This is a genomic window from Algoriphagus sp. 4150 (genome assembly GCF_031457395.1).
Taxonomy (GTDB): domain Bacteria; phylum Bacteroidota; class Bacteroidia; order Cytophagales; family Cyclobacteriaceae; genus Algoriphagus.
Window position 1 is genome coordinate 105,154 of sequence record NZ_JAVDWS010000002.1, and the last position, 21,931, is coordinate 127,084.

Annotated in this window: 20 protein-coding genes; 15 read left to right on the forward strand and 5 right to left on the reverse strand. The window is 40.6% G+C overall.

Going from position 1 to position 21,931, the window contains the following annotated elements; translation table 11 throughout:
• Positions 1-64: 64 nt before the first annotated feature.
• From J2X69_RS03795 to J2X69_RS03810, 4 genes are all read right to left on the reverse strand, one after another.
• The gene (locus J2X69_RS03795; RefSeq protein ID WP_310098715.1) at positions 65-520 is read right to left on the reverse strand and encodes a PaaI family thioesterase; all 456 of its coding nucleotides are present in this window, start codon (positions 518-520) and stop codon (positions 65-67) included.
• A 4-nt stretch (positions 521-524) separates the two neighbouring features.
• A complete protein-coding gene (locus tag J2X69_RS03800) occupies positions 525-1,118 on the reverse strand; it encodes a hypothetical protein (RefSeq protein ID WP_310098718.1) in 594 nt (197 codons plus the stop codon).
• A 222-nt stretch (positions 1,119-1,340) separates the two neighbouring features.
• A complete protein-coding gene (locus J2X69_RS03805; RefSeq protein WP_310098720.1) occupies positions 1,341-1,874 on the reverse strand; it encodes a YfiT family bacillithiol transferase in 534 nt (177 codons plus the stop codon).
• 4 nt (positions 1,875-1,878) lie between these two features.
• Positions 1,879-2,571 carry a ComF family protein gene (locus J2X69_RS03810; protein ID WP_310098722.1) on the reverse strand — a complete coding sequence of 231 codons (693 nt, stop codon included), beginning with the start codon at positions 2,569-2,571 and terminating at the stop codon, positions 1,879-1,881.
• Positions 2,572-2,652: 81 nt separating this feature from the next.
• Between J2X69_RS03810 and J2X69_RS03815 the strand changes: the two genes are divergently transcribed.
• From J2X69_RS03815 to J2X69_RS03880, 14 genes are all read left to right on the forward strand, one after another.
• A complete protein-coding gene (locus J2X69_RS03815; protein ID WP_310098724.1) occupies positions 2,653-2,994 on the forward strand; it encodes a carboxymuconolactone decarboxylase family protein in 342 nt (113 codons plus the stop codon).
• A gap of 6 nt (positions 2,995-3,000) precedes the next feature.
• Complete coding sequence (locus J2X69_RS03820; protein ID WP_310098726.1) at positions 3,001-3,363, forward strand: hypothetical protein; 363 nt, start codon at positions 3,001-3,003, stop codon at positions 3,361-3,363.
• Positions 3,364-3,366: 3 nt separating this feature from the next.
• Entirely contained in the window at positions 3,367-4,128 is a 762-nt protein-coding gene (locus J2X69_RS03825) for an exodeoxyribonuclease III (RefSeq protein ID WP_310098728.1), read from the forward strand.
• A gap of 31 nt (positions 4,129-4,159) precedes the next feature.
• Complete coding sequence (locus J2X69_RS03830; protein ID WP_310100068.1) at positions 4,160-4,561, forward strand: ATP-binding protein; 402 nt, start codon at positions 4,160-4,162, stop codon at positions 4,559-4,561.
• A gap of 3 nt (positions 4,562-4,564) precedes the next feature.
• Complete coding sequence (gene ybeY, locus J2X69_RS03835) at positions 4,565-4,990, forward strand: rRNA maturation RNase YbeY (RefSeq protein ID WP_310098729.1); 426 nt, start codon at positions 4,565-4,567, stop codon at positions 4,988-4,990.
• 80 nt (positions 4,991-5,070) lie between these two features.
• Complete coding sequence (gene mnmG, locus J2X69_RS03840) at positions 5,071-6,936, forward strand: tRNA uridine-5-carboxymethylaminomethyl(34) synthesis enzyme MnmG (protein ID WP_310098731.1); 1,866 nt, start codon at positions 5,071-5,073, stop codon at positions 6,934-6,936.
• Positions 6,926-7,837, forward strand: a complete 912-nt coding sequence (locus tag J2X69_RS03845; RefSeq protein WP_310098733.1) for a class I SAM-dependent methyltransferase — start codon at positions 6,926-6,928, stop codon at positions 7,835-7,837. The genes mnmG and J2X69_RS03845 overlap by 11 nt, the downstream gene beginning before the upstream one ends.
• Before the next feature lie 71 nt (positions 7,838-7,908).
• Complete coding sequence (locus tag J2X69_RS03850; protein ID WP_310098735.1) at positions 7,909-9,507, forward strand: Ig-like domain-containing domain; 1,599 nt, start codon at positions 7,909-7,911, stop codon at positions 9,505-9,507.
• Positions 9,508-9,970: 463 nt separating this feature from the next.
• Positions 9,971-11,719, forward strand: a complete 1,749-nt coding sequence (locus tag J2X69_RS03855; protein ID WP_310098737.1) for a long-chain fatty acid--CoA ligase — start codon at positions 9,971-9,973, stop codon at positions 11,717-11,719.
• 246 nt (positions 11,720-11,965) lie between these two features.
• Positions 11,966-12,436, forward strand: a complete 471-nt coding sequence (locus J2X69_RS03860) for a MarR family winged helix-turn-helix transcriptional regulator (protein ID WP_310100069.1) — start codon at positions 11,966-11,968, stop codon at positions 12,434-12,436.
• A 35-nt stretch (positions 12,437-12,471) separates the two neighbouring features.
• Positions 12,472-14,877 carry a 3-hydroxyacyl-CoA dehydrogenase/enoyl-CoA hydratase family protein gene (locus J2X69_RS03865; protein ID WP_310098739.1) on the forward strand — a complete coding sequence of 802 codons (2,406 nt, stop codon included), beginning with the start codon at positions 12,472-12,474 and terminating at the stop codon, positions 14,875-14,877.
• A gap of 72 nt (positions 14,878-14,949) precedes the next feature.
• Positions 14,950-15,309 carry a four helix bundle protein gene (locus J2X69_RS03870; protein WP_310098741.1) on the forward strand — a complete coding sequence of 120 codons (360 nt, stop codon included), beginning with the start codon at positions 14,950-14,952 and terminating at the stop codon, positions 15,307-15,309.
• A 61-nt stretch (positions 15,310-15,370) separates the two neighbouring features.
• Complete coding sequence (locus J2X69_RS03875) at positions 15,371-16,546, forward strand: acetyl-CoA C-acyltransferase (RefSeq protein ID WP_310098743.1); 1,176 nt, start codon at positions 15,371-15,373, stop codon at positions 16,544-16,546.
• A gap of 156 nt (positions 16,547-16,702) precedes the next feature.
• Entirely contained in the window at positions 16,703-18,496 is a 1,794-nt protein-coding gene (locus J2X69_RS03880; protein ID WP_310098745.1) for an acyl-CoA dehydrogenase family protein, read from the forward strand.
• 621 nt (positions 18,497-19,117) lie between these two features.
• On the opposite strand, the gene J2X69_RS03885 is transcribed toward J2X69_RS03880, so the two are convergent.
• Positions 19,118-19,291 (reverse strand): hypothetical protein, encoded by a 174-nt coding sequence (locus J2X69_RS03885; RefSeq protein ID WP_310098747.1) that lies wholly within the window; start codon positions 19,289-19,291, stop codon positions 19,118-19,120.
• A gap of 181 nt (positions 19,292-19,472) precedes the next feature.
• Between J2X69_RS03885 and J2X69_RS03890 the strand changes: the two genes are divergently transcribed.
• Positions 19,473-21,881: a chlorophyllase/cutinase-like alpha/beta fold protein gene (locus J2X69_RS03890; RefSeq protein ID WP_310098750.1), complete on the forward strand. Its 2,409-nt coding sequence runs from the start codon at positions 19,473-19,475 to the stop codon at positions 21,879-21,881.
• The last annotated feature ends 50 nt before the right edge of the window (positions 21,882-21,931 follow it).

The following is a 21,931-nucleotide window of genomic DNA, read 5'->3' on the forward strand; positions in this document are numbered from 1 at the left end:
TTCCAGTGTGTGACTCTTGGATTATGCTCGATTTCATTTGTGTAAAATTAGATTGTATAAATGTTTAAAAGTTGAGCTCACTTAGCTTAATATGGGTTTTGATCATATTGGAACTTGCTTTTGCCACAAGCTTGCCTGAATCCTTAGTGATTACGGCATCCCAATGGTTTAGGTTAGAACCCGAGCGGACTAATTTGGCGGAAACTTCCAATGTCTCGCCGATCTGCGCAGCAGATAAAAAGTCAACATTCAAGTTGACGCTTGTCATCAAATACTCCGATCCTGCCACAAAATTACCCATCCCGATCACATCATCTATCATCAGTGACATTACCCCACCATGCAGAATTCTAGCAGGGTTGCACATTGCCGGCAAAACAGTATAAGATACTTTTATCAAGCCTTTATCAATTTCCAAAAGTGTTCCTGACAGCCAGTTCCCTGCTTTGGAAGGTGTTTTATCCAATTTTTGGCCAATCAATTTTCTGAAATACTCTAAGTGTGGACTCAAGTTCTCCATAGAATTATCCTTGTTTATTTATCAATCTAAAATAATCTTCCAATATAGTTTTTAAGGCTTCTTTTTCCTTTGGATTGCTCCAAAGATCAACCCAGGTTGCATTTTGCTTTATTTCAAATTTGGCTTCATTAGTTATCCAAGGCTCAAGTTGTCTCACATACCTTAAAAACTCCGAATTATTACCGTTTTGAAGTTGAAATTCCTCCTGTGTGCCGCCGGAAGAAGCTCTGATTTCCAGTGGCCATTCCACATTTACAGGCTCTAGATACAAATAAGCCTCATCTTTAGAATTATTGAGGATGATCACCAAATCCAGTGTGGGATTACTCTTGGAAACTTCTCTTTTCCCATGACGAAAAAGAAGCATCCCGGCATCAGATCTGGTCTCCCTGTCATAGTTGATGACACGTACATTCAGAAAATACATACGGCTCGAAGAAGTCATCCGAAAACTAAGATCTTCGCCTGAATTATTTGCCCGCTTAGTATTGAAAAAGGAGAGAAGCAATACCAAACCAATAGATATCAAGCCAAAAATCTTCAATAGTTTGATTAATTCCGGTGAAAGACTATCGTTGGTTCTTTGCCTTTGGGGCATGGGATTTCCTAAAATGTTAAACGTTTCTCAGTGTACATACGACCCGCATTAATATCAGTACTAGTGCCTGTAGCACAATCAGCTAAGCCAGAAAAAAGCAGGGTGACAATAGGAGCAATATCTTCAGACTTCGTCAGCTCATTTAATACAATACCATTCAGGGCAAAATCCTCTCCATATTCAGTAAATCATGAGGCTTTCTGAAAGAAGGTTTAAATTCACCTACCACTTTTCCCGAATTATCAAATGCTGAATTTGTGCCAAATGATGCATGGAATGCCAATGATACATCAGTGTTACCTCGGATAAGGGGACAGAGCTTTGATGTTCCGGATGGAAATAGGTTCGCTGAAAATCTGATGAGGTCATGCTTTCCAGTATAGTTACCCACTTTAGATGGATTCCTTCTATTAAAGCCAGAGCAGTATCAGTTGGCACTGAATAATCAGGCATTCTCGCCCACGACGCTTCATCATAAGGCTTGACGGTGGGATTTTGCTCTGTTAGAGCCAGTTTGAAGCGTATCAAAGCATTCATATGACTGTCGGATAGGTGATGGACTACCTGTCTTACAGTCCAGCCTCCTGGGCGATAGTGCGTGCTCCACTGCTTCTCTGTGAACTTATCAACCGTATCTTCCAAATACTTAGGAAATAAACGGAGGTAATCGATAGCTTCTTTCAGATGTTGGTCCGAAATATTTCCAGGCTTTAGAAATTTACCTATCGGGTACTTCAATAATTCTATATCAATCATAATTTTATCCTCCTGCTGCGATGGTGACCAAATCTACATTTTTTGCTCCATTTGCCAAAAGCACATTGGCACAAGCACACAAGGTAGCTCCAGTTGTCATCACATCATCTACAAGCACTATTGACTTATTGGCAAGGGAAGTGGAAGGAGAAACTTCAAATACATCATCCATATTATTCATTCGTTCCAATCGGGATTTTTGAGTTTGTGTTTCAGTAAATTTCCTACGGACTAATCCATTTTCCAATTTCATCGAAAGTCCCTCACTGAGCCCAATTCCGAATTGCTCGCTCTGATTATATCCTCTACGACTTTGTTTCAGCGAATGTAGCGGTACAGGAACGATGATGTCCCAGCATTTTTCAAATCCATGTTCACTTAGAATTTTACCATACAAGTACCCCAGTTCTTGAGCCAATTGCGGCTTATTTCTGTACTTAAGCTGATGTAAAAGTTTTTGGCTGTGCCCACCTTTGGTAAATTTCAGATAGGCCATCACCATACCTACAGTACTTAGTCCTTTTATCTTTTCGCATAAATCATTGTCTATTGGCCTTAAATGATAGCTAGTAACAGGGAGAGTGCCCTTACAAATTACACATAGATTTTTCTCATGGTCGTGAAGAGACGTCCCGCACAAAAGACAATTGCGTGGAAAGACCAAATCCAAAAAATCTTTTACAAAAAATAAACGCATTGTGAAAAAGGCTTGTTCCTATCTGTCAAGGGCAAATAGTGGTATATTTGCTACTTAATTCTTTACTAAACAGTTAAGATAATGAATCTCATAGAGGAATTCAACGAGTACCGCAGCCAGATGAATGATAAGATTTTGGCTGAAGACAATAAAGTAATCAAGCGTATATTTAATCTCGATACCAATGCATACGCTGAAGGATCTATAGATATAAAGTCTAAGGAAATGATTGGGCTCGCTTGTTCTATGGTATTACGGTGTGACGACTGTATAAAGTATCACTTAGGAAAATGCCATGAAGCAGGCTTGACGAAAGAACAAATATTTGAAGTATTCTCGATCGCGACTTTGATAGGAGGGACAATAGTAATCCCACATTTGAGAAGAGCTACAGAATACTGGGAAATACTTGAAAATCAGTAGATTACAATGTTTAAACGTGATCTTCAATTAGAAAAACGCTGGTCGAAGCTGCTAGAAGGCCTTAAAGAAACCATAGGTAAAAAACCTGCGGACTTAAATGGCGTACTCTTTCTTATAGGTGTTCAAGAACTTGGCCAAGGAAATAAGATATTCAGCAAAGAGCAAAAGCAAGACTTGATGCACATCGCTGTTTGCAAAGTTTTGAGTTACGATGGATTTTATGAACTTGACTATGTGGATCAGGATGGTTGGCCACATTGGAAATTGACAAAGGAACTTCCGCATTTTGATCTGCTTGACCAAGAGAAGCTTCTAAAAATTCAGGTATTGGAATATTTTGAAAAGGAATACGAAATAGTAATTGAATAACCCGTGAAAATAGTATCGTATAACATGAATGGCATCCGTGCTGCAATGAACAAAGGATTTGTAGATTGGCTCAAGCAGGTAAATCCAGATGTAATTGGTTTACAAGAAGTTAAAGCCAATTTAGATCAGATAGATGCTACTATTTTCCAAGATTTAGGCTACGAAATATATTGGTATCCGGCGTTTAAAAAGGGGTACAGTGGAGTAGCGATTTTGACTAAAATAAAACCGAAATCGGTAAAACTAGGAATGGATTATTCAAAATACGATGATGAAGGCAGGCTTCTTCAGGTTGATTTTGAAGATTTCTCATTTCTTACAGCTTATTTCCCTTCAGGTACCACCGGCGATATTCGTCAAACATTCAAATACGAATTCTTAGACGATATCTTTGGTTATATACAAGATCTAAAGCAAACGACCCCCAATTTCATATTGAGTGGAGATTATAATATTTGTCATAAAGCTATAGATATTCATAATCCAAAATCAAATAAGAACACTTCAGGATTCTTGCCGGAAGAGCGGGCTTGGATGGATAAATTTACAGAATCCGGATTTGTGGATAGTTTCAGAAAATTCAACGACCAGCCTGATAATTATACCTGGTGGAGTTATAGAGCAAACTCTCGGGCAAAAAATTTAGGATGGAGAATTGATTATCACATGGCAACCACTTCTATGGAAGAGCGTCTAAAAAATTCGGTGATATTAACAGACGCCATGCATTCCGATCATTGTCCGATATTAATAGAAGTAGAATAAAAGCAAATATTACTCATTGCATAAAATTATGATGAAAAGCATAAAAATTTCTATTCCTTCTCTTCTTGAGAACATAAAAATAATTGAAAGTTTTATCGACAATGCTCGTGAAAAATTTGAAATCAATGATGACATCTACGGTAACATTATGATTTCAGTAACTGAATGCATCAGTAATGCAATCATACATGGAAATCAAGGCAACAAAAATAAGCTTGTTCACTTGGAATTAGCACTTGAAGAAGATCTGCTTTTATTTACTATTAAAGATGAGGGGGCAGGATTCGACCACAATGAGCTTAAGGATCCTACATCTCCTGAGAATATTGAAAAAACAGGCGGTAGGGGGATTTTCTTGATAAAGCATCTTTCCGATGATGTGAAATTTGAAGAAAACGGCACAAAGACGATTTTATCATTCTACATGAATTAAGCCATGCCTGTTAATTTCTTTACTGAGGACATTTCATTTTCGCTCAAAGAAAAGAGAAAAAGGAAAGCTTGGCTCAAGCAGCTAGCCCAGGCAGAGGATAATAAAATCGCAGATTTAAATTATGTTTTTTGCTCTGACGAATATCTGCACAATATCAACGTAGAATATCTGGACCACAACACTTATACCGACATTATCACTTTCGATAATTCCGATGAAGAAGGCACCATAGAAGGAGACGTATTCATAAGTATAGAGCGGGTAAAAGAAAACGCAGAAACATTAAAAATACAGCTGGAAAAAGAACTTAGCAGAGTAATCAGCCATGGCCTTTTTCACTTGCTTGGCTACAAAGACAAGTCGAAAACAGAGGCCAGTTTAATGAGAAGTAAAGAGGATTTTGCTATAAATTTATTTGATGAGATTTAAACGTTCCACGTGAAACAGTTCTTATCAATAAAGGCAATTTTGCAAACGTTTCACGTGAAACAGTAAACTAGAAATAAACAATGTTTCCAATATATGATGTCATAGTAGTAGGGGCCGGGCACGCGGGCTGTGAAGCAGCACATGCTGCGGCACAGATGGGTTCCAAAGTACTGCTTTGTACTATGAACATGAACACCATTGCCCAAATGTCATGCAATCCTGCAATGGGAGGGGTGGCAAAAGGGCAAATTGTAAGAGAAATAGATGCGCTGGGGGGAATGTCAGGGATTATCTCTGATAAATCCATGATACAGTTCAGGATGCTTAACAGGTCGAAAGGTCCTGCTATGTGGTCACCAAGGTCCCAAAATGACCGCATGAAGTTCGCAGAAGAGTGGCGATTAGCTCTAGAACAAACGCCAAATGTGGATTTCTGGCAGGAAATGATCACAGGTTTATTGGTGAAAAACGGAGAATTAAAGGGTGTCAGAACCAGCATTGGCCTAGAAATACAAGCTAAAAGTGTTGTATTAACCAATGGAACATTTCTAAATGGGCTGATCCATATTGGTGAGAAACAATTTGGAGGAGGAAGAACCGGAGAGGCTGCAGCCAGAGGAATTACGGAGCAATTGGTACAATTAGGCTTCGAATCCGGTCGAATGAAAACCGGAACTCCTCCAAGAGTGGACGGAAGAAGTCTGGATTATTCGAAAATGGAAGTTCAATATGGCGATGAAAAACCGGAAAAATTCAGCTATTCTGATGCCACTTCAACACTAAAAGAGCAAAGAACTTGCTGGATTACCTATACAAATAAAGACGTTCACTCCAGTCTGGAAGAAGGATTCGATAGATCACCCATGTTCAATGGAAGGATACAAGGACTTGGACCAAGATACTGCCCCTCTATTGAAGATAAAATCAATCGGTTTGCGGAGAGAGACAGACATCAAATATTTGTGGAACCCGAAGGGTGGAATACCGTGGAAATGTACATCAACGGCTTCTCTACTTCGCTACCTGAGGATGTACAATATAAAGCATTAAGGAAAATTGCAGGATTTGAGAATGCAAGAATGTTTCGCCCCGGTTATGCAATAGAATATGATTTCTTTCCACCAACTCAGCTGAAACTCACATTAGAGACTCAATTGATGGAGAATTTATATTTCGCAGGCCAAATTAACGGAACTACAGGATATGAGGAAGCAGCTTCACAAGGATTGGTAGCTGGAATCAATGCCAGCCTAAAAGTTCAAGAAAAAGATCCTTTCTTACTAAAAAGATCAGATGCCTATATAGGCGTGCTCATAGACGACCTGATCAATAAAGGTACTGAAGAGCCCTATAGAATGTTCACTTCCAGGGCTGAGTTTAGGCTTCTACTCCGTCAGGATAATGCAGATCTTCGGTTGACCAAGAAAGGACATGATATCGGTTTGGCTTCCGACGAGCGGTTGGAGAAAATGAATATCAAGAAGGAACAGACCGCTAAACTGATCAATGAGCTAAAACAAAAGAAAGTAAGTCCCGAAAGTGTCAATCAAGGCCTCGAAGAATCCGGTTCAGCATTAATCAAAGAAAAAATATCAGTTGAAAAGTTACTGAAAAGACCACAAATAGGTCTTGAGCATTTGAAGAGTTTCAATACAGAAATAGGGGAGTATCTATCCAAGTATTCAAATGATGTGCTTGAACAGGCTGAGATACAAATCAAGTATGACAGCTACATAGAGAAAGAACAGCAAATGGTAGAGAAACTCAGTAATATGGAAAACTTCAAAATTCCGTTAAAATTTGACTACATATCCATTCCTGCACTTTCTGCCGAAGGAAAACAAAAACTTAATAAGATAAGACCCGAAACAATGGGGCAAGCTTCTAGAATCAGTGGAGTGACTCCCGCAGACTTATCTATAATTACCGTCTACCTTGGAAGATAAAATGTTAGAAAGACTTACTAAATGTCCACTCTGCAAGAGTGGACTTTTTCTTAACTATCAAGAAATAAAAGATTTTGCAGTAAGCCAGAAGTCTTTCATACTATGCAACTGTACCAACTGTGGGTTAAAATTTACGAATCCAAGACCCAAGCAAGATACAATAGCCCCATACTACGATTTCCCCGAATATTTCTCCCACGATGATAAGGCTAAAAACCTGACCCAACTTGCCTATCAAAAAGTAAGAAAATACAATATATCCCAAAAACTAAAGTATTTAACCAGTCTCAAACCTCGCAAAGGAAATTATTTGGATTTCGGATGCGGAACTGCTGAGTTATTGGCGCATGCTCATACCCGTGGATGGAAAGTAACAGGTATAGAACCAAATGAAAAAGCCAGAAAGCTAGCTAACTCAAAAATAAGTGGAAAGGTATACGAATCCATCAATGAGCTACCTAAAGGAAGCTCTTTTGACATTATAACACTCTATCATGTATTAGAGCATGTTCATTTGCTCAGAAAAACAGTAAAAAAACTTATAAAACACTTAAAATCAAGTGGTTACATATTAATTGCTGTGCCAAATCCCGAAAGTCACGATGCTATAAAATATGGTGAACATTGGGCAGGTTGGGATGTACCAAGACATCTCTACCACTTCAATCTCCAAGCCATTGAAAATTTCGCAGAAATCTTCGATTTACAGCTAAAGGAAATATTGCCGATGACTTTTGACAGCTATTACGTCTCTCTCTTATCCGAAGGATATGCAAATCCAAAACAATCCATAGTAAAGAAATATTGGAAGGCTATTCTTTCAGGAAAAAAATCTAACAAAGAAGCAGCCAAGGCCGCAGGAAATTATTCTAGTAATCTATTCGTTTTCAAAAAGAAGTGAAACAAAATAACCTAATAGTCCTTTTAGTTATAAGCGTATTCGCTTTCTCATGTGCCAAGCAAAGCGCACCAATGGGAGGGCCAAGAGATGAAGATCCCCCGATTGTTACAGAAATGAATCCTAAGGATCAAAGTCTGAATACAAAGCCTGAGGAGATCACCATCACTTTCAACGAATATATCAAGCTGGATAATGCCAACAAAAATATCCTTATTACGCCCAGAATAAATAAGGACGAGGTACTATTCACTGCTCTGAAGAATACGCTCGTAATCAAGCTAAACCAGGAATTGGAAGATAGTACAACCTATGTGTTCAACTTCCAAAAGTCAATCCAAGATCTGTCCGAGGGAAATCCGGTGGAAAATCTAAGGCTAGTATTTTCAACAGGCCAAAGTATAGACAGTCTCACATTTTCCGGCTCAGTGAACTTATACTTCCCTGAAAGAAAGGACAAACTGGAAGATGCGATAGTCGGTTTATACCCGATGAATGATACCACAAACGTCTTCCTAGCGCCACCATATTACCTTACTCAGGTGGATTCAGCCGGTAGATTCAACATTTCAAATATTAAAGCAGGCAAATATCTGGCTTATGCTTGGCAGGATGACAATAATAGCCTTAAAGCAGAATACAAGTCAGAAGCTTTTGACTTTATCAAAGACACCATCAGTATCGACGAAAACATCGAAGGGATACAATTCAACCTATCAAAAGGCGATCAAAATCCCATCAAATTACTCCGTTCTTCACCATTAGGATCAAAGTATACAATTGTCCTAAATAAAATGCCCGTTGACATCTCTCTGGAAAACGAGAAACTCGGAAATAAAATTTTCTATACAATGGGAGACAAAAGAATCACTCTATTTTCAGAGTCACCTGTTTCTGATAGCCTATCTTTTAAGATCAATTTAAAAGATTCGGTGGGATACCAAATTGATTCCCTAGTCTGGGCAAAATTTGAAGAATCCGACAGAAAACCGGAAAAACTGACCATTACTCCTAACTCCGGGAAGAACTTCTACCAAACGCTCCCTATAGAATTAACCTTCAACAAACCTGTGAAAAGTATCAATTACGATTCACTTTATATTGCTTACGATACCGCCTCAATGATTAGGATTTCCCCCGAGATGCTAAGCTTCAAAGACTCACTAAGAAGAGATATTATCGATATTACCCTAACTGTACCGGACTCCATACCTTACGATGCTTTCACGCTCAAAGCTTCTGATTCTACCTTTAGGGATATCGAAGGGTTGTACAATGAAGGTCTACTCACAGCCAATTACAAAAGACTAAAAAGAGAAACACTGGCAGATGCCATTACCGGAACAATCCAGGGCGCAGAAGGGCCTTTCATTATCCAGCTGCTCGATAGCAAAGGCGACATAAAAAGAGAATCCTACGTAGAGACAGGAAACAAATTTTCCTTCAGATTAATAGAAGCAGGAAACTACCAAATCAGAATAATAGAGGATGCAAACAGAAACCATCGCTGGGATCCCGCCAACTATGGAGAAAGACGGTATGCAGAACGTGTGTTCCATTACATCGATCCCGAAACATCAAGTAAAAATATTACCATCAGAGGTGGCTGGACCTTGGAGGATCTTCAGATAAAAGCTACTCCAAAAACCGGCTTAAAAACCATTCAGGAATAGGCGTGGATAAGTACCAATTCAAGTGTGGATAAAAACTGGGTAGGCAAGGATAACCCGCTACTTATACACCGAGCTTTACCCGGCTATTTCTCCCGGTAAGTTATTTGGGGAAAAGCCAACAGTTATCCACTCCCCAAAATCAATCTATCCACAGCTGATTTCCCAACAGTGAATAAGTAGTCAAGAATCCACATAAATCAGTCAAATGAATTACTTCAATCATCTACAACAACTTACATGTGGACAAAACGGGGATAACCCGTGGGAAACCCAAGTAAAGTCCAATGAATAACGTGGAGAAGATTAATCCCCCTTCTTTTCCACAAATCCACAGTCCTAATAACCTTAGTAAAGAATTTTTTTAAAAATCTATTTTACAATTATTATAAAAAGAGAGCGTGGATAACTCTTTGTAATGGCCTCATATTTTGGTAATATTATAAGACACCCAAAATGATGAACTATGAAGCCGAGCAGACTTTTTGATTTAATTCCGTACCAAATTGCAACGTATGACAAGGAAATAGCTTTGTCCAAAAAAAAGAACGGGAAGTGGAAGGCCTATTCATCAAGAGATCTCAAGGAAATAGTCGATAATCTGAGTTTGGCGTTTTTGAAAGAAGGATTGGAAAAGGGAGAGAAAGTTGCGATAATCTCTGAAAACTGTCCTGAATGGAATTTTATCGATTTGGCCCTTCAGCAGATCGGTGCCATCTCAGTTCCTGTTTACCCCACCATTACTTCATCTGACTTTGAATACATATTTGACCATGCTGATGTCAAGATGATTTTCGTCGGTGACCAGACCATTTATGATAAAGCAAAAGAGGTCTGTGGGCAGCGCACGATCTATAGCTTTTCGCATCTGGATGGAGCTGTTTTCTGGGAGGATTTCTTGGCAAAAGGAGTAAATGAGAGTATTGCAGAGCTTGAGCTTTTGAAAGTGGATGTTAAGCCGTATGATTTGTTTACCATTATTTATACCTCAGGCACTACCGGACGACCAAAGGGCGTGATGCTTTCCCATACCAATGTTCTTTCAAATGTAGTATCGATTGCATCCATTATGACACCTGCTACCGGTTCATCAAGGGTACTGAGTTTTCTTCCTCTTTGTCATATTTATGAGCGTACCGGTTCTTTTTGCTTTATGTACTTGGGTTTTTCTATTTATTATGCCGAGAGTTTGGAGACGCTGGCTGAAAACATGAAGGAAATCAAACCACATGCATTCAATACTGTTCCCCGTCTTTTGGAGAAAATTTATGATAAAATAGTAGCTAAAGGATACGAGCTTACCGGCATTAAGAAAGGACTTTTCTTTTGGGCACTGAAGCTGGGCTTGGAGTATGATCCTGCCAAGGAAATGGGAGGTTGGTATGATTTTCAGCTGAAAATCGCCAATAAATTAATCTTTAGTAAATGGAGAGAAGCTTTGGGCGGAGAGGTTCTCCAGATTAATTCAGGCGCTTCAGCCCTGCAGCCTAGATTGGCCAGGGTTTTTTGGGCTGCCGGGATAAAAGTATGTGAGGGATATGGCCTGACGGAGACTTCACCGGTGGTGTCTGCCTCTATTTGCACACGGGAAGAGATGAGAATCGGATGGGTGGGAAAAATAGTAAAGGATGTGAAAGTGAAAATAGCTGAAGACGGCGAAATTCTCGTCCAAGGACCCAATGTCATGCAAGGATACTACCGACAGCCTGAAATGACCGCAGAGGCACTTAAAAACGGCTGGTTTCATACAGGGGACATTGGAGAGCTTGACGGAGAATTCTTAAAGATCACAGATCGTAAAAAAGAGATGTTCAAAACCTCCGGAGGGAAGTACATCGCACCACAGCTGATGGAGAATAAATTCAAGGAATCTACACTGATTGATCAGCTGATGGTAGTGGGCGAAAACAGAAATTTTCCGGCGGCACTTATTGTCCCAGCTTTTGAAGGGTTAAAAGACTATTGTAAGCATAAAGGAATCCCCTACACCTCTGATAAGGAGATGATCGAGAAGCCTGAAATCATCGAAAAGTATGACCGTGAGCTGGAGCAGCTGAATAAATACTTTGCGAAATGGGAACAAGTGAAACGTTTTAGCTTATTGACAGCGCCTTGGGGGATTGAATCGGGAGAATTGACTCCCACTATGAAATTAAAGAGAAAAGTGATCTTGCAGAAATACCAAGCTGAAATTGAGCTTATCTATCAGGAATGACGACCTGATTTAGATGACTTTACAATTTTTTAACATTAGTAAATCCTATTGTCAAAGGAGGCATTTTTTGCAAATATTCTGGTTCTACAGGATTATTTTTCATTTCCATCATCAAGGCTGGCTTTTTATTAAATTTTCCTCAAATGTCAATTTGTGATGCATGCATAACTTTTTTCCAATATAGTATGCATGCATACATTATTTTTTGTACATTAGAAATCGTTAAAATTGAAGCAATCAGGAGAGATGAAGAGAGAAGAAACAGTTGATTATCATATAAAAAGCGCCTGGCACGCCATCTCCAGAATGTACAATCAGCAGGCCGCTGCGGAAGGTTTCACTACTGCCATCGGCTTTGTACTGATCAACATCAATTCGAAGGAAGGAACACCGGCTACCAAAATTGCACCGCAAATAGGCTTGGAGACCAGAAGCCTAACCCGTATGCTGAAGACGATGGAAGAAAAAGGACTTATTTTCAAGAAACCTGATTTGGTTGACAAGAGATCGGTGCGGATTTACCTTACGGAAGAAGGAAAAAGGAAAAAAGAAATCTCGGTAAATACCATTCGGGAATTCAATGAGCAGGTGCGTGAGGTGATCAGCGAAGAAGATCTCAGTAGCTTTTTTAGTGTATTTGAAAAGATTCAGCTCGTCATCGATCAGGTGCATATTGATAAGGGAGTAGATATCAACAAACCAATATTTGAATTATAAACCAATAACCGCCACTAGGTTAAAAGCCCAAAATTATGAACAGAACCATTAAAAAAGTTGCCGTTTTAGGTTCGGGAGTTATGGGATCCAGAATTGCCTGTCATTTCGCCAATATTGGCGTTCAGGTACTTTTATTGGACATTGTACCTTTTGAACTCTCAGAGCAGGAACAGAAAAAAGGACTCACCAAGGATGACCTTATTGTCAGAAACCGGATAGTAAACGAAGCTTTGCAAAGCACATTGAAGTCAAATCCTTCAGCTATCTATGATAAAGCTTTTGCATCCAGGATCACCACAGGAAATTTTGATGATGACCTTCCCAAGATAAAGGACTATGATTGGGTCATCGAAGTAATTGTTGAAAGATTGGATATTAAGCAGGGTCTTTTTGAAAAAGTAGAAAAATATAGAAAACAGGGCACAGTGATCACCTCCAATACTTCTGGAATTCCTATGCATATGATGTGTGAAGGAAGATCGGAAGACTTTCAGGAGAATTTTGTAGGAACACACTTTTTCAATCCGCCCCGGTATCTGAGACTGTTGGAGATTATTCCAGGTCCTAAAACAAAGCCGGAAATTGTGGATTTTATGATGGACTACGGTGATAAATTTCTAGGGAAGGAAACAGTGCTCTGTAAGGATACACCGGCATTTATCGCAAATAGAATTGGTGTTTATGCAATTATTTCAGCCATGCACACCATTGAGAAAATGGGGCTTGGAGTATCTGAAGTGGATAAATTGACCGGAACGCTGATTGGTCGGGCTAAATCCGCGACCTTCCGGACTATGGATGTGGTCGGTTTGGATACTACCGTGAACGTAGCCAATAATCTTTACAAAGCCCTTCCGGATGATGAATCCAGAGATAAATTCAAGCTTCCCAAGATAGTAGAGGTTTTACATACCAATAAGTGGTTTGGGGATAAGACAGGGCAGGGTTACTTCAAAATGATCCGTCACAAGGATGGCACCAAGGAGTTGAAGGAAATAGACTTTGAGACGTTCGAATATAAGGATGTAGAAAAGCCAAAATTCAAAGCTTTGGAAGCTGCAAAGGAATTTGAAGACCTAAGAAAGCGGATCAAATATCTGGTGAATTTCGATGATCGTGCCGGCGAGTTTTACCGTGCGACTTATTACGATTTGTTTAGATATTGCTCCAATCGTATTCCTGAGATTTCTGATGAACTGTATAGAATAGATCAGGCAGTATCTGCCGGCTTTGGCTGGGAACTCGGACCATTCGAGACATGGGATGTTCTGGGTGTCAAAGAGACCGTGGACAAAATGGAAGCAGCCGGTGAGAAACCTGCCGCTTGGGTCTATGAGATGCTGGATGCGGGAAATGAGTCTTTTTACAAAGTAGAAAACGGTAAAAAGCATTATTATGACATTCCTAGTAAATCCTATCTGGAAATTCCTGGTCTGGAGGAGTTCATCATTTTGGACACACTGAAATCGGCCGGTAAAAAACTATGGAACAATCCGGGAGCATCTGTCTATGATATGGGCGATGATGTGATCGGCCTGGAGTTTCATACCAAGATGAATTCGATGGGAGCTGAAGTCATCGAAGGGATCAATACGGCTATCGGTATGGCTGAGAAGTCTCACAAAGGTCTGGTAATCGGCAATGAAGGAGCAAATTTCTCTGCCGGAGCCAATTTGGCCATGCTGTTTATGTTTGCAGGAGATCAGGATTTCGACGAGATCAACCTAATGATTGCGCAGTTTCAGAATACGATGATGCGGGCACGTTTTTCTTCAGTTCCTGTAGTAGTTGCTCCACATAATATGGCTCTGGGCGGTGGATGCGAGCTTTCTCTACACTCAGATCACGTACAGGCTCATGCAGAATTGTACATGGGACTAGTGGAAGTTGGGGTAGGTTTGATTCCTGCCGGTGGTGGTACCAAGGAGATGACGTTGAGATTTTCCAATAGTTTGATTTCAGGGGATGTGGAACTGAACCAGTTGCAGGAATACTTCATGAACATTGCCATGGCGAAAGTTTCCACTTCAGCCGAAGAAGCCAGAAATCTGGGTTATTTGAGAAAATCAGATGGAATAACACTAAACCGTAAGCGGCAATTGGCAGAGGCAAAAAGCAAGGTGCTATCGATGCATGAAGCAGGATATACTCAGCCTATTGAGCAGACAAATATTAAAGTTCTGGGTAAAGAGTCGCTTGCATTGTTTGATGCCGGAGTGACGGGAATGCAGTACGGCGCATATATCTCTGAGCATGATGCGAAAATTGCCAGAAAATTGGCTTGGGTAATGTCGGGAGGTGATCTGTCATCACCTACAGAAGTTTCCGAACGATACCTTCTTGACTTGGAGCGGGAAGCCTTCCTCAGTTTGACGGGAGAGAAGAAAACACTGGAGAGAATCCACAGTATTCTATTTAAGGGAAAACCGTTGAGAAATTAGTATTAAGTATCAAGACATAAGTATCAAGTAAAATATAGACAGTAGTAAGTATTAAGATTTAACTTTTAAACTATGCACAACTTCAAGGAACTCAAAGTATGGCAGAAGGCGGTTGATTTTGCTGTAAAAATATATTCAGTGACGAAGTCATTCCCAAATGAAGAGAAGTTTGGTTTGATTTCTCAAATGAGAAGAGCAGGGGTCTCTATACCATCAAATATAGCAGAGGGTTGTGCCAAGACATCCAGTAAGTCATTCGTAAACTCTTTGGAAATCAGTTTAGGAGAAAGTTTTGAGCTTGAAACTCAAATGATCATTTCTGAAAGGGTTGGTATTCTTGATTCCGAATCAGCTCGAGAGATGGAAAAGGATCTTATTGAGGTCCAGCGTATGATCGTGGGTCTTAAAACTTCGATTGAAGCGAAGTCTTGATACTAAGTACTAAATACTTGATACTTCATTAACCCAAACACTCAAATAACTCGAAAATAACATGGAAGCATATATAGTAAATGGATATAGATCGGCGGTGGGAAAAGCCAAAAAAGGCGGATTTAGATTTTATCGCCCGGATGATCTGGCGGCGGATGTGATCAAGCATCTGGTAGCCAATACGCCAGGATTGGAAACCAAAATGGTGGATGACCTGATCGTGGGTAATGCCGTTCCGGAGGCGGAACAGGGAATGCAGATGGGCAGAATGATATCTCTTCTTGCCTTGGGAGTTGAAAATCCCGGATTTATCGTAAATCGCTATTGCGGTTCTGGAATCGAAGCCATTGCATTGGCAGTAGGAAAAGTAAAGGCCGGAATGGCGGATTGCATCATTGCGGGAGGGACAGAATCCATGTCTCTGGTGCCGATGATGGGATATAAGACTGTATTGAATTATAAAATTGCGAAAGAGAATCCTTCCTATTATATCAGTATGGGATTGACGGCTGAAGAGTTGGCAAAAGAATACAGTATCACCCGGGAAGAATCTGATGCTTTTTCGGTGAGATCCCATGAGAAAGCCATAGCGGCCATAGCAGCCGGGAAATTCAAAGAGGAGATCGTACCGGTGGAAGTAGAAGAGACTTACCTCGATGAAAAAGGCAAGAAGAAAACCCGAAAATATGTAGTGGATACGGACGAAGGACCTCGTCAGGGAACTACGATGGAAGTGCTGTCAGGATTGAAACCGGCTTTCAAAAATGGTGGGCAGGTCACGGCCGGAAATTCATCCCAAACTTCTGACGGAGCAGCTTTCGTAGTCGTGATGTCGGAGCGGATGGTGAAGGAATTGAATATTGAGCCGGTTGCCAGAATGATGTCTTATAGTACTGCCGGAGTCAATCCCAGAATTATGGGAATAGGCCCAAAATTGGCGATTCCAAAAGCACTGAAGCAGGCAGGATTAAGTTTGAATGACATTGATTTGATCGAACTAAACGAGGCATTTGCCGCACAGGGATTATCAGTAATCAAAGCGCTGGACCTCAATCCCGATATTGTCAATGTAAATGGTGGAGCAGTTGCCCTAGGTCATCCGCTGGGATGTACCGGTGCAAAACTTTCTGTTCAGATCTTCAATGAACTTCGACGTCGGAACAAGAAGTACGGACTGGTCACGGCATGCGTAGGTGGTGGTCAGGGGGTTGCGGGGGTCTATGAGCTACTCAAATAGCCGATTTCGAGACTTCAACATTCATTATTTCTCATTCATCATTCGATATTGAAAAAGTAGAATTCCGAATGATGAATTTCGAATAACGAAATGGACTCAGTACTAAACCGAGTCGAATCTTATGTCTTACGTCTATAATCTTAAGTCTAAATAACAATGGCCACAATAACAAAATCAACCCAAGGAGGAGAATTTCTCATCAAGGAGACAGATGCGCAAGACATCTTTATCCCCGCAGAATTTACAGAAGAGCAACGAATGATGGCTCAAGCCTGTCAGGATTTTATTGATACAGAGATCACTCCCCACGTGCAGGAGATTGATAGTATGAAAGACCCTGACCTTATACCGAGAATTTTCAAAAAAGCCGGAGATCTCGGTCTTTTGGGAATTACAGTTCCCGAGGAATATGGAGGAATGGGGATGAGTTTTAATACTTCCATGCTGATCGCAGATATTATTGGCTCAGCAGGCTCATTTTCCACTACCTATGGCGCACATACAGGGATCGGTACACTTCCGATCCTGTACTACGGCACTGAGGAGCAGAAGAAAAAATATCTGCCAAAACTTGCCGTAGGCGAATGGGCAGCTTGCTATTGTCTGACAGAACCGGATGCAGGTTCGGATGCAAACAGTGGTAAAACCAAAGCCACGCTTTCTGAAGATGGTAAAACGTACCTTCTCAATGGCCAGAAAATGTGGATTTCAAATGCAGGTTTTGCGGATTTATTCATTGTTTTTGCCAAAATCGAAGACGACAAAAATCTGACAGCATTCATTGTAGAGAAGTCCTTCGGAGGGATCACGATGAATGAGGAAGAGAAAAAGATGGGGATCAAAGGCTCTTCCACCCGTCAGGTGTTTTTCAACGATTGTCCTGTTCCTGTGGAAAATATGCTTTCTGATCGTCAGAATGGATTCAAAATCGCCGTGAATATTCTGAACATCGGTAGAGTAAAACTCGGTGCCGGCGTATTGGGAGGAGTGAGGACAGTAACTACCAATGCGATCAAGTATTCCACCGAGCGTAAGCAATTCGGCGTAAGCATCAATTCTTTCGGGGCGATCAAATCCAAACTGGCTGAGATGGCGACCAAATCCTATGTCTCAGAAGCACTTTGCTACCGCGCAGGTCAGGATATTGAAAATAAAATCAATGCCTTGGAAGCAGAGGGGATGGAAGCAAGTCAGGCAAAATTGAAGGGAGTGGAAGCATTTGCCATTGAATGTGCGATCGCAAAAGTACAATGCTCTGAAGCCTTGGATTATGTAGTGGATCAGGGAGTTCAGATCTATGGAGGTATGGGATATTCGGCAGACGCACCTATGGAGCGGGCCTACCGTGATGCCAGGATCTCCAGGATCTACGAAGGCACGAACGAAATCAATCGTATTTTGATGGTAGGAATGCTATTGAAGCGGGCGATGAAAGGAGAGATCAATATTTTCGATCCTGCAATGGCCGTTTCCAAAGAGCTTACTTCTGTGCCGTCTTTTGAGACAATTGACACCTCCGAGCTTTTTGCAGCTGAGAAGGAAGTGCTGAAAAAACTGAAGAAAGTATTCCTGATGGTGGGTGGAAAAGCTGCCATGACACTTCAGGACAAGATCGAAGATGAGCAGGAGATCATGATGAATCTTGCTGATGTGATGATCGAAATCTACGCGAGCGAGTCAGCTATCCTTCGGACAGAGAAGCTTGTCTCATTGAAAGGTGAAGAGGCTTGCAAGAACCAAATAGCTATGACGCAGATTTATCTCTCCGAGGCAGTTGATAAAATTGCTACTGCTGCGAAGGAAGCCATAGGGAGCTTCACCAAAGGAGATGAGCAGAAAGTGATGCTGATGGGCTTGAAGAGATTTACCAAATCAGAGCTTTACAATACGAAAGAACTGAGAAGGCAGATTGCTGATTATATGATCGATCAGGGAAAATATCCCTTTTAAGTAGGGATTGCTGAAAAAGTCTCAGTTATGCCAGATTCAAGGCGGCCGAGTGAAGATGTATGCTTATACCTCGAATGAGGCCAACGTAGAAGATGGTATGGCTGAGGCTAGCTTGCAACTCCCGATTTTGGGATTTTCTGATACATGGATAAAGACCTATTGTGGTCAATAAGCTTGCACTTGCTGAAAAACCGTTCGCATGAAAAATAGGGTAATCATTCAATATGATAGATTTTGACCTATTACTGGCGTTTTTCAGCATGCCCTAAGTAGACAGTCACAGTATTCAGTCTTAGTTGCACAGTGATCGCTGTGACTGAATACCGATTACTATTCTTCATCCATAAAATAATTAGGCACATTTAGATTGAGCCGTTGAGAATTCCCGTTAACTTAACAGGAATCAGTTACATCATTTGATCAATGAAACTATGGCTAAGCAACCGGAAGGTAAACCTAAGAATGATAAATCTCAGGCTACAAAAACGTTAAAGGAAAAGCGGGCGGCAAAAGCCGCAAAGAAAGAAAGTAAGAAAAACGATTAAATTACTAACAGGAGCCAAAAGCTCCTGTTTTTTTTCATACTCCATATTCAATCCGGGGGGAAGTCGTAGTTTTCCGTCAGCCGAAGACCAGCCTTTTGACAAGAAGGATCTGGATCTGAAAATCATCCTTAGAGGTAAATAGGGCTATATTATACAGGGGCAGCAGCGCCACTTGCCACTCTATCCCGTTATTGATGGCATCCCAGATAGCATCACCATCATGAACACTGACAAATAAACAGGAGCTCATTGGGGGCAACCGGTACTTGATCGCCGCCAAAGTCAATTGTAAGACAAAGAAATTAAGAGTTTTCGTTCAACAGAAACCCCACCTCCGTACAAACTATGCAGAAAAGAGTATAAATGGTTCCTTTTTCTAGTAGGAAAAAGGTAGCTTAGGAATAAGAACGAATCACTATACTTCTTTGAAAATGAAGAAATGGATTAAGAGAGCCGGACTTTGGATTAGGTCAAAACTTCTGCTTGTAGCTCCGGGTAATACGGCCATCAAGGGAGCCGCAATTGGTTTGATCGTTCTTATTGTTTGTTTGATTCTTATCAATTCTATTTTATTTGCTTTTGAAATAGGAGATCCCTGGTATTTGCTTTTCGGCTTAATCACTCTTCTTTTAGCCTTTTTGCTGGGATTGTTGGGATCATGGTTGATTAGGATTATTTCGCTGATTCCAAAAATCTATAGGGTAGCATTCATTATGTCAGTGCCCTTGTTGTTTTTGATTGTTTACCAACAAATCGTACTCGTAACTGGACTTGTACTAATCTCGTCTTTACTGGGAGCAGCATTTTATACTTTCAGAAAATCACATTTTTCAGTCCTGAGGGTCCCCAAAAAAGTAGTAGCTGTATTGGGTTTACTTATTGGACTTGCCGGATTGGGAATATCAGGTTATTACTATTTACTCACGGGTTTGGAAGTGGATCCTATAGAAAATGCAGCATTGCTATCAAGTGATAAAATACCTCCAATTCTTGGAAAATCCCCTGCAGAAGCTGGAGAATATAGGGTTAATACGATTACGTATGGAAGTGGAAAAGATAAGCACAGACCGGAATTTGCAGATAAGGTAATCGATAATTTTATAACAGATTCAGTAAACGGAGTAGCTTTTTTGGACAATTGGAAGGGTTTTTCTGGCTGGTGGAGGGAGAAGTACTGGGGCTTTGATGATAAGTCTTTGCCCATAAACGGTCGTGTTTGGTATCCTGAAGGACAAGGGCCTTTTCCTCTTGTACTTGTAGTCCATGGCAATCACAGCATGCAGGATTATTCTGACCCGGGATACGATTATTTGGGTGAGTTGCTTGCTTCCAGAGGAATGATTTTAGTGTCAGTTGACGAGAATTTCATTAATAGTTCCTGGACAGATATCAAGGGAGGATTGGAAAAGGAGAACGATGCTAGAGGCTGGCTGCTTTTGGAGCATCTCAAAGTTTGGCACAATTGGAATACTCAAGCTGACCATCCTTTCTTTAATAAAATAGACATAGATAAGATTGCGCTTATCGGTCATTCTAGAGGTGGGGAAGCTGTAGTCCATGCGGCCATGCTCAATGAATTGGACTATTATCCTGATGATGCGACTGTCAGACTAAATTATAATTTCAATATTAAGTCCATCGTAGCTATAGCTCCGGTGGATGGACAATACGAACCAGGTGATACTAGAACGAAGCTGAAAAACATTGATTATTTTGTGATCCATGGATCTCAGGATGCTGATGTGTCTTCATACATGGGATCCATGCAATATGAGCGGATTACTTTTCAGGATTCTGCTTATCACTTCAAAGCCGGACTCTATGTCTACGGAGCGAATCATGGACAATTCAATACTTCTTGGGGGAATAACGATACCGGAAATCCATTCTTGGGACTTTTAAATCTCAAGCAACAGCTTAATGAGGATAGTCAGCGAGAGATTGCCAAAGTCTACATTGCAGCATTTTTGGAAACTACCTTACAGGGGGAAATGGAATATTTGCCACTTTTTCTGGATGCCAGAAGGGGAAAGAATTGGCTACCGGAGACTATTTACTTAAACCAGTTTGAGGATTCAAATCTGAAAACACTCGCAAATTTTGAAGAAGATTTTGATGTGAGCACCCTATCTGCTGATTCGGGAAGTATACTATCCAAAAATTTAAGCGTGTGGAGAGAATCTGAAATTCAATTGAAATGGGCGAAGAAAGGCTCACGGGCTGCTTTTCTTGGTTGGGATTATGAAGTTGCGGATAGTTTGAAAGATGATAGAGCAAAAGATTTTGTTCCGGATTCTCTGATTGCCAATTACAGTCTAAACCTGAATCCTTCTGCATTCCTACTTGATTCAGCGAGTGTGCTGATGTTTTCGATGGCAGAATCAACCGAAGACTCCAATCCTAAATCTTCGGGAAAATGGGTTAATGGCACAAACGAAATTAACAAAGAGGAAAGCGAAGACGGGGAGGAAAATTCTACTGAAGAACCAGAAAATAATGTAGCGAAGACTAAGAATGAGTCTGAGAAAAAGAAAGCAAAGAAACCTTTGGACTTTACTATCCACCTGATTGATTCAGCAGGACAATCTATTTCGTTTTTGCTAAGCGAATTTTCTCCTTTGCAGCGTGAAATACCCGTTGTAATTATGAAATCGGATTTCATTAAAGGACATAATGATTCTGAAAAGGTCTTCCAGACCTTCGCTTTTAACCTGGGGAAATTTGCTGAATTAAATACAAGTTTTAACCTTACTCAGACCAAAATCATAAAGTTTGTCTTTGACCAAAATACCTCAGGCGTGGTGGTTGTTGACAATATTGGGTTTAGTCGTGATTTTTAGAAAGGAAGAGACGTTTGTCAGTTTGAGCGGAGTCGAGCCAAAAATATTAG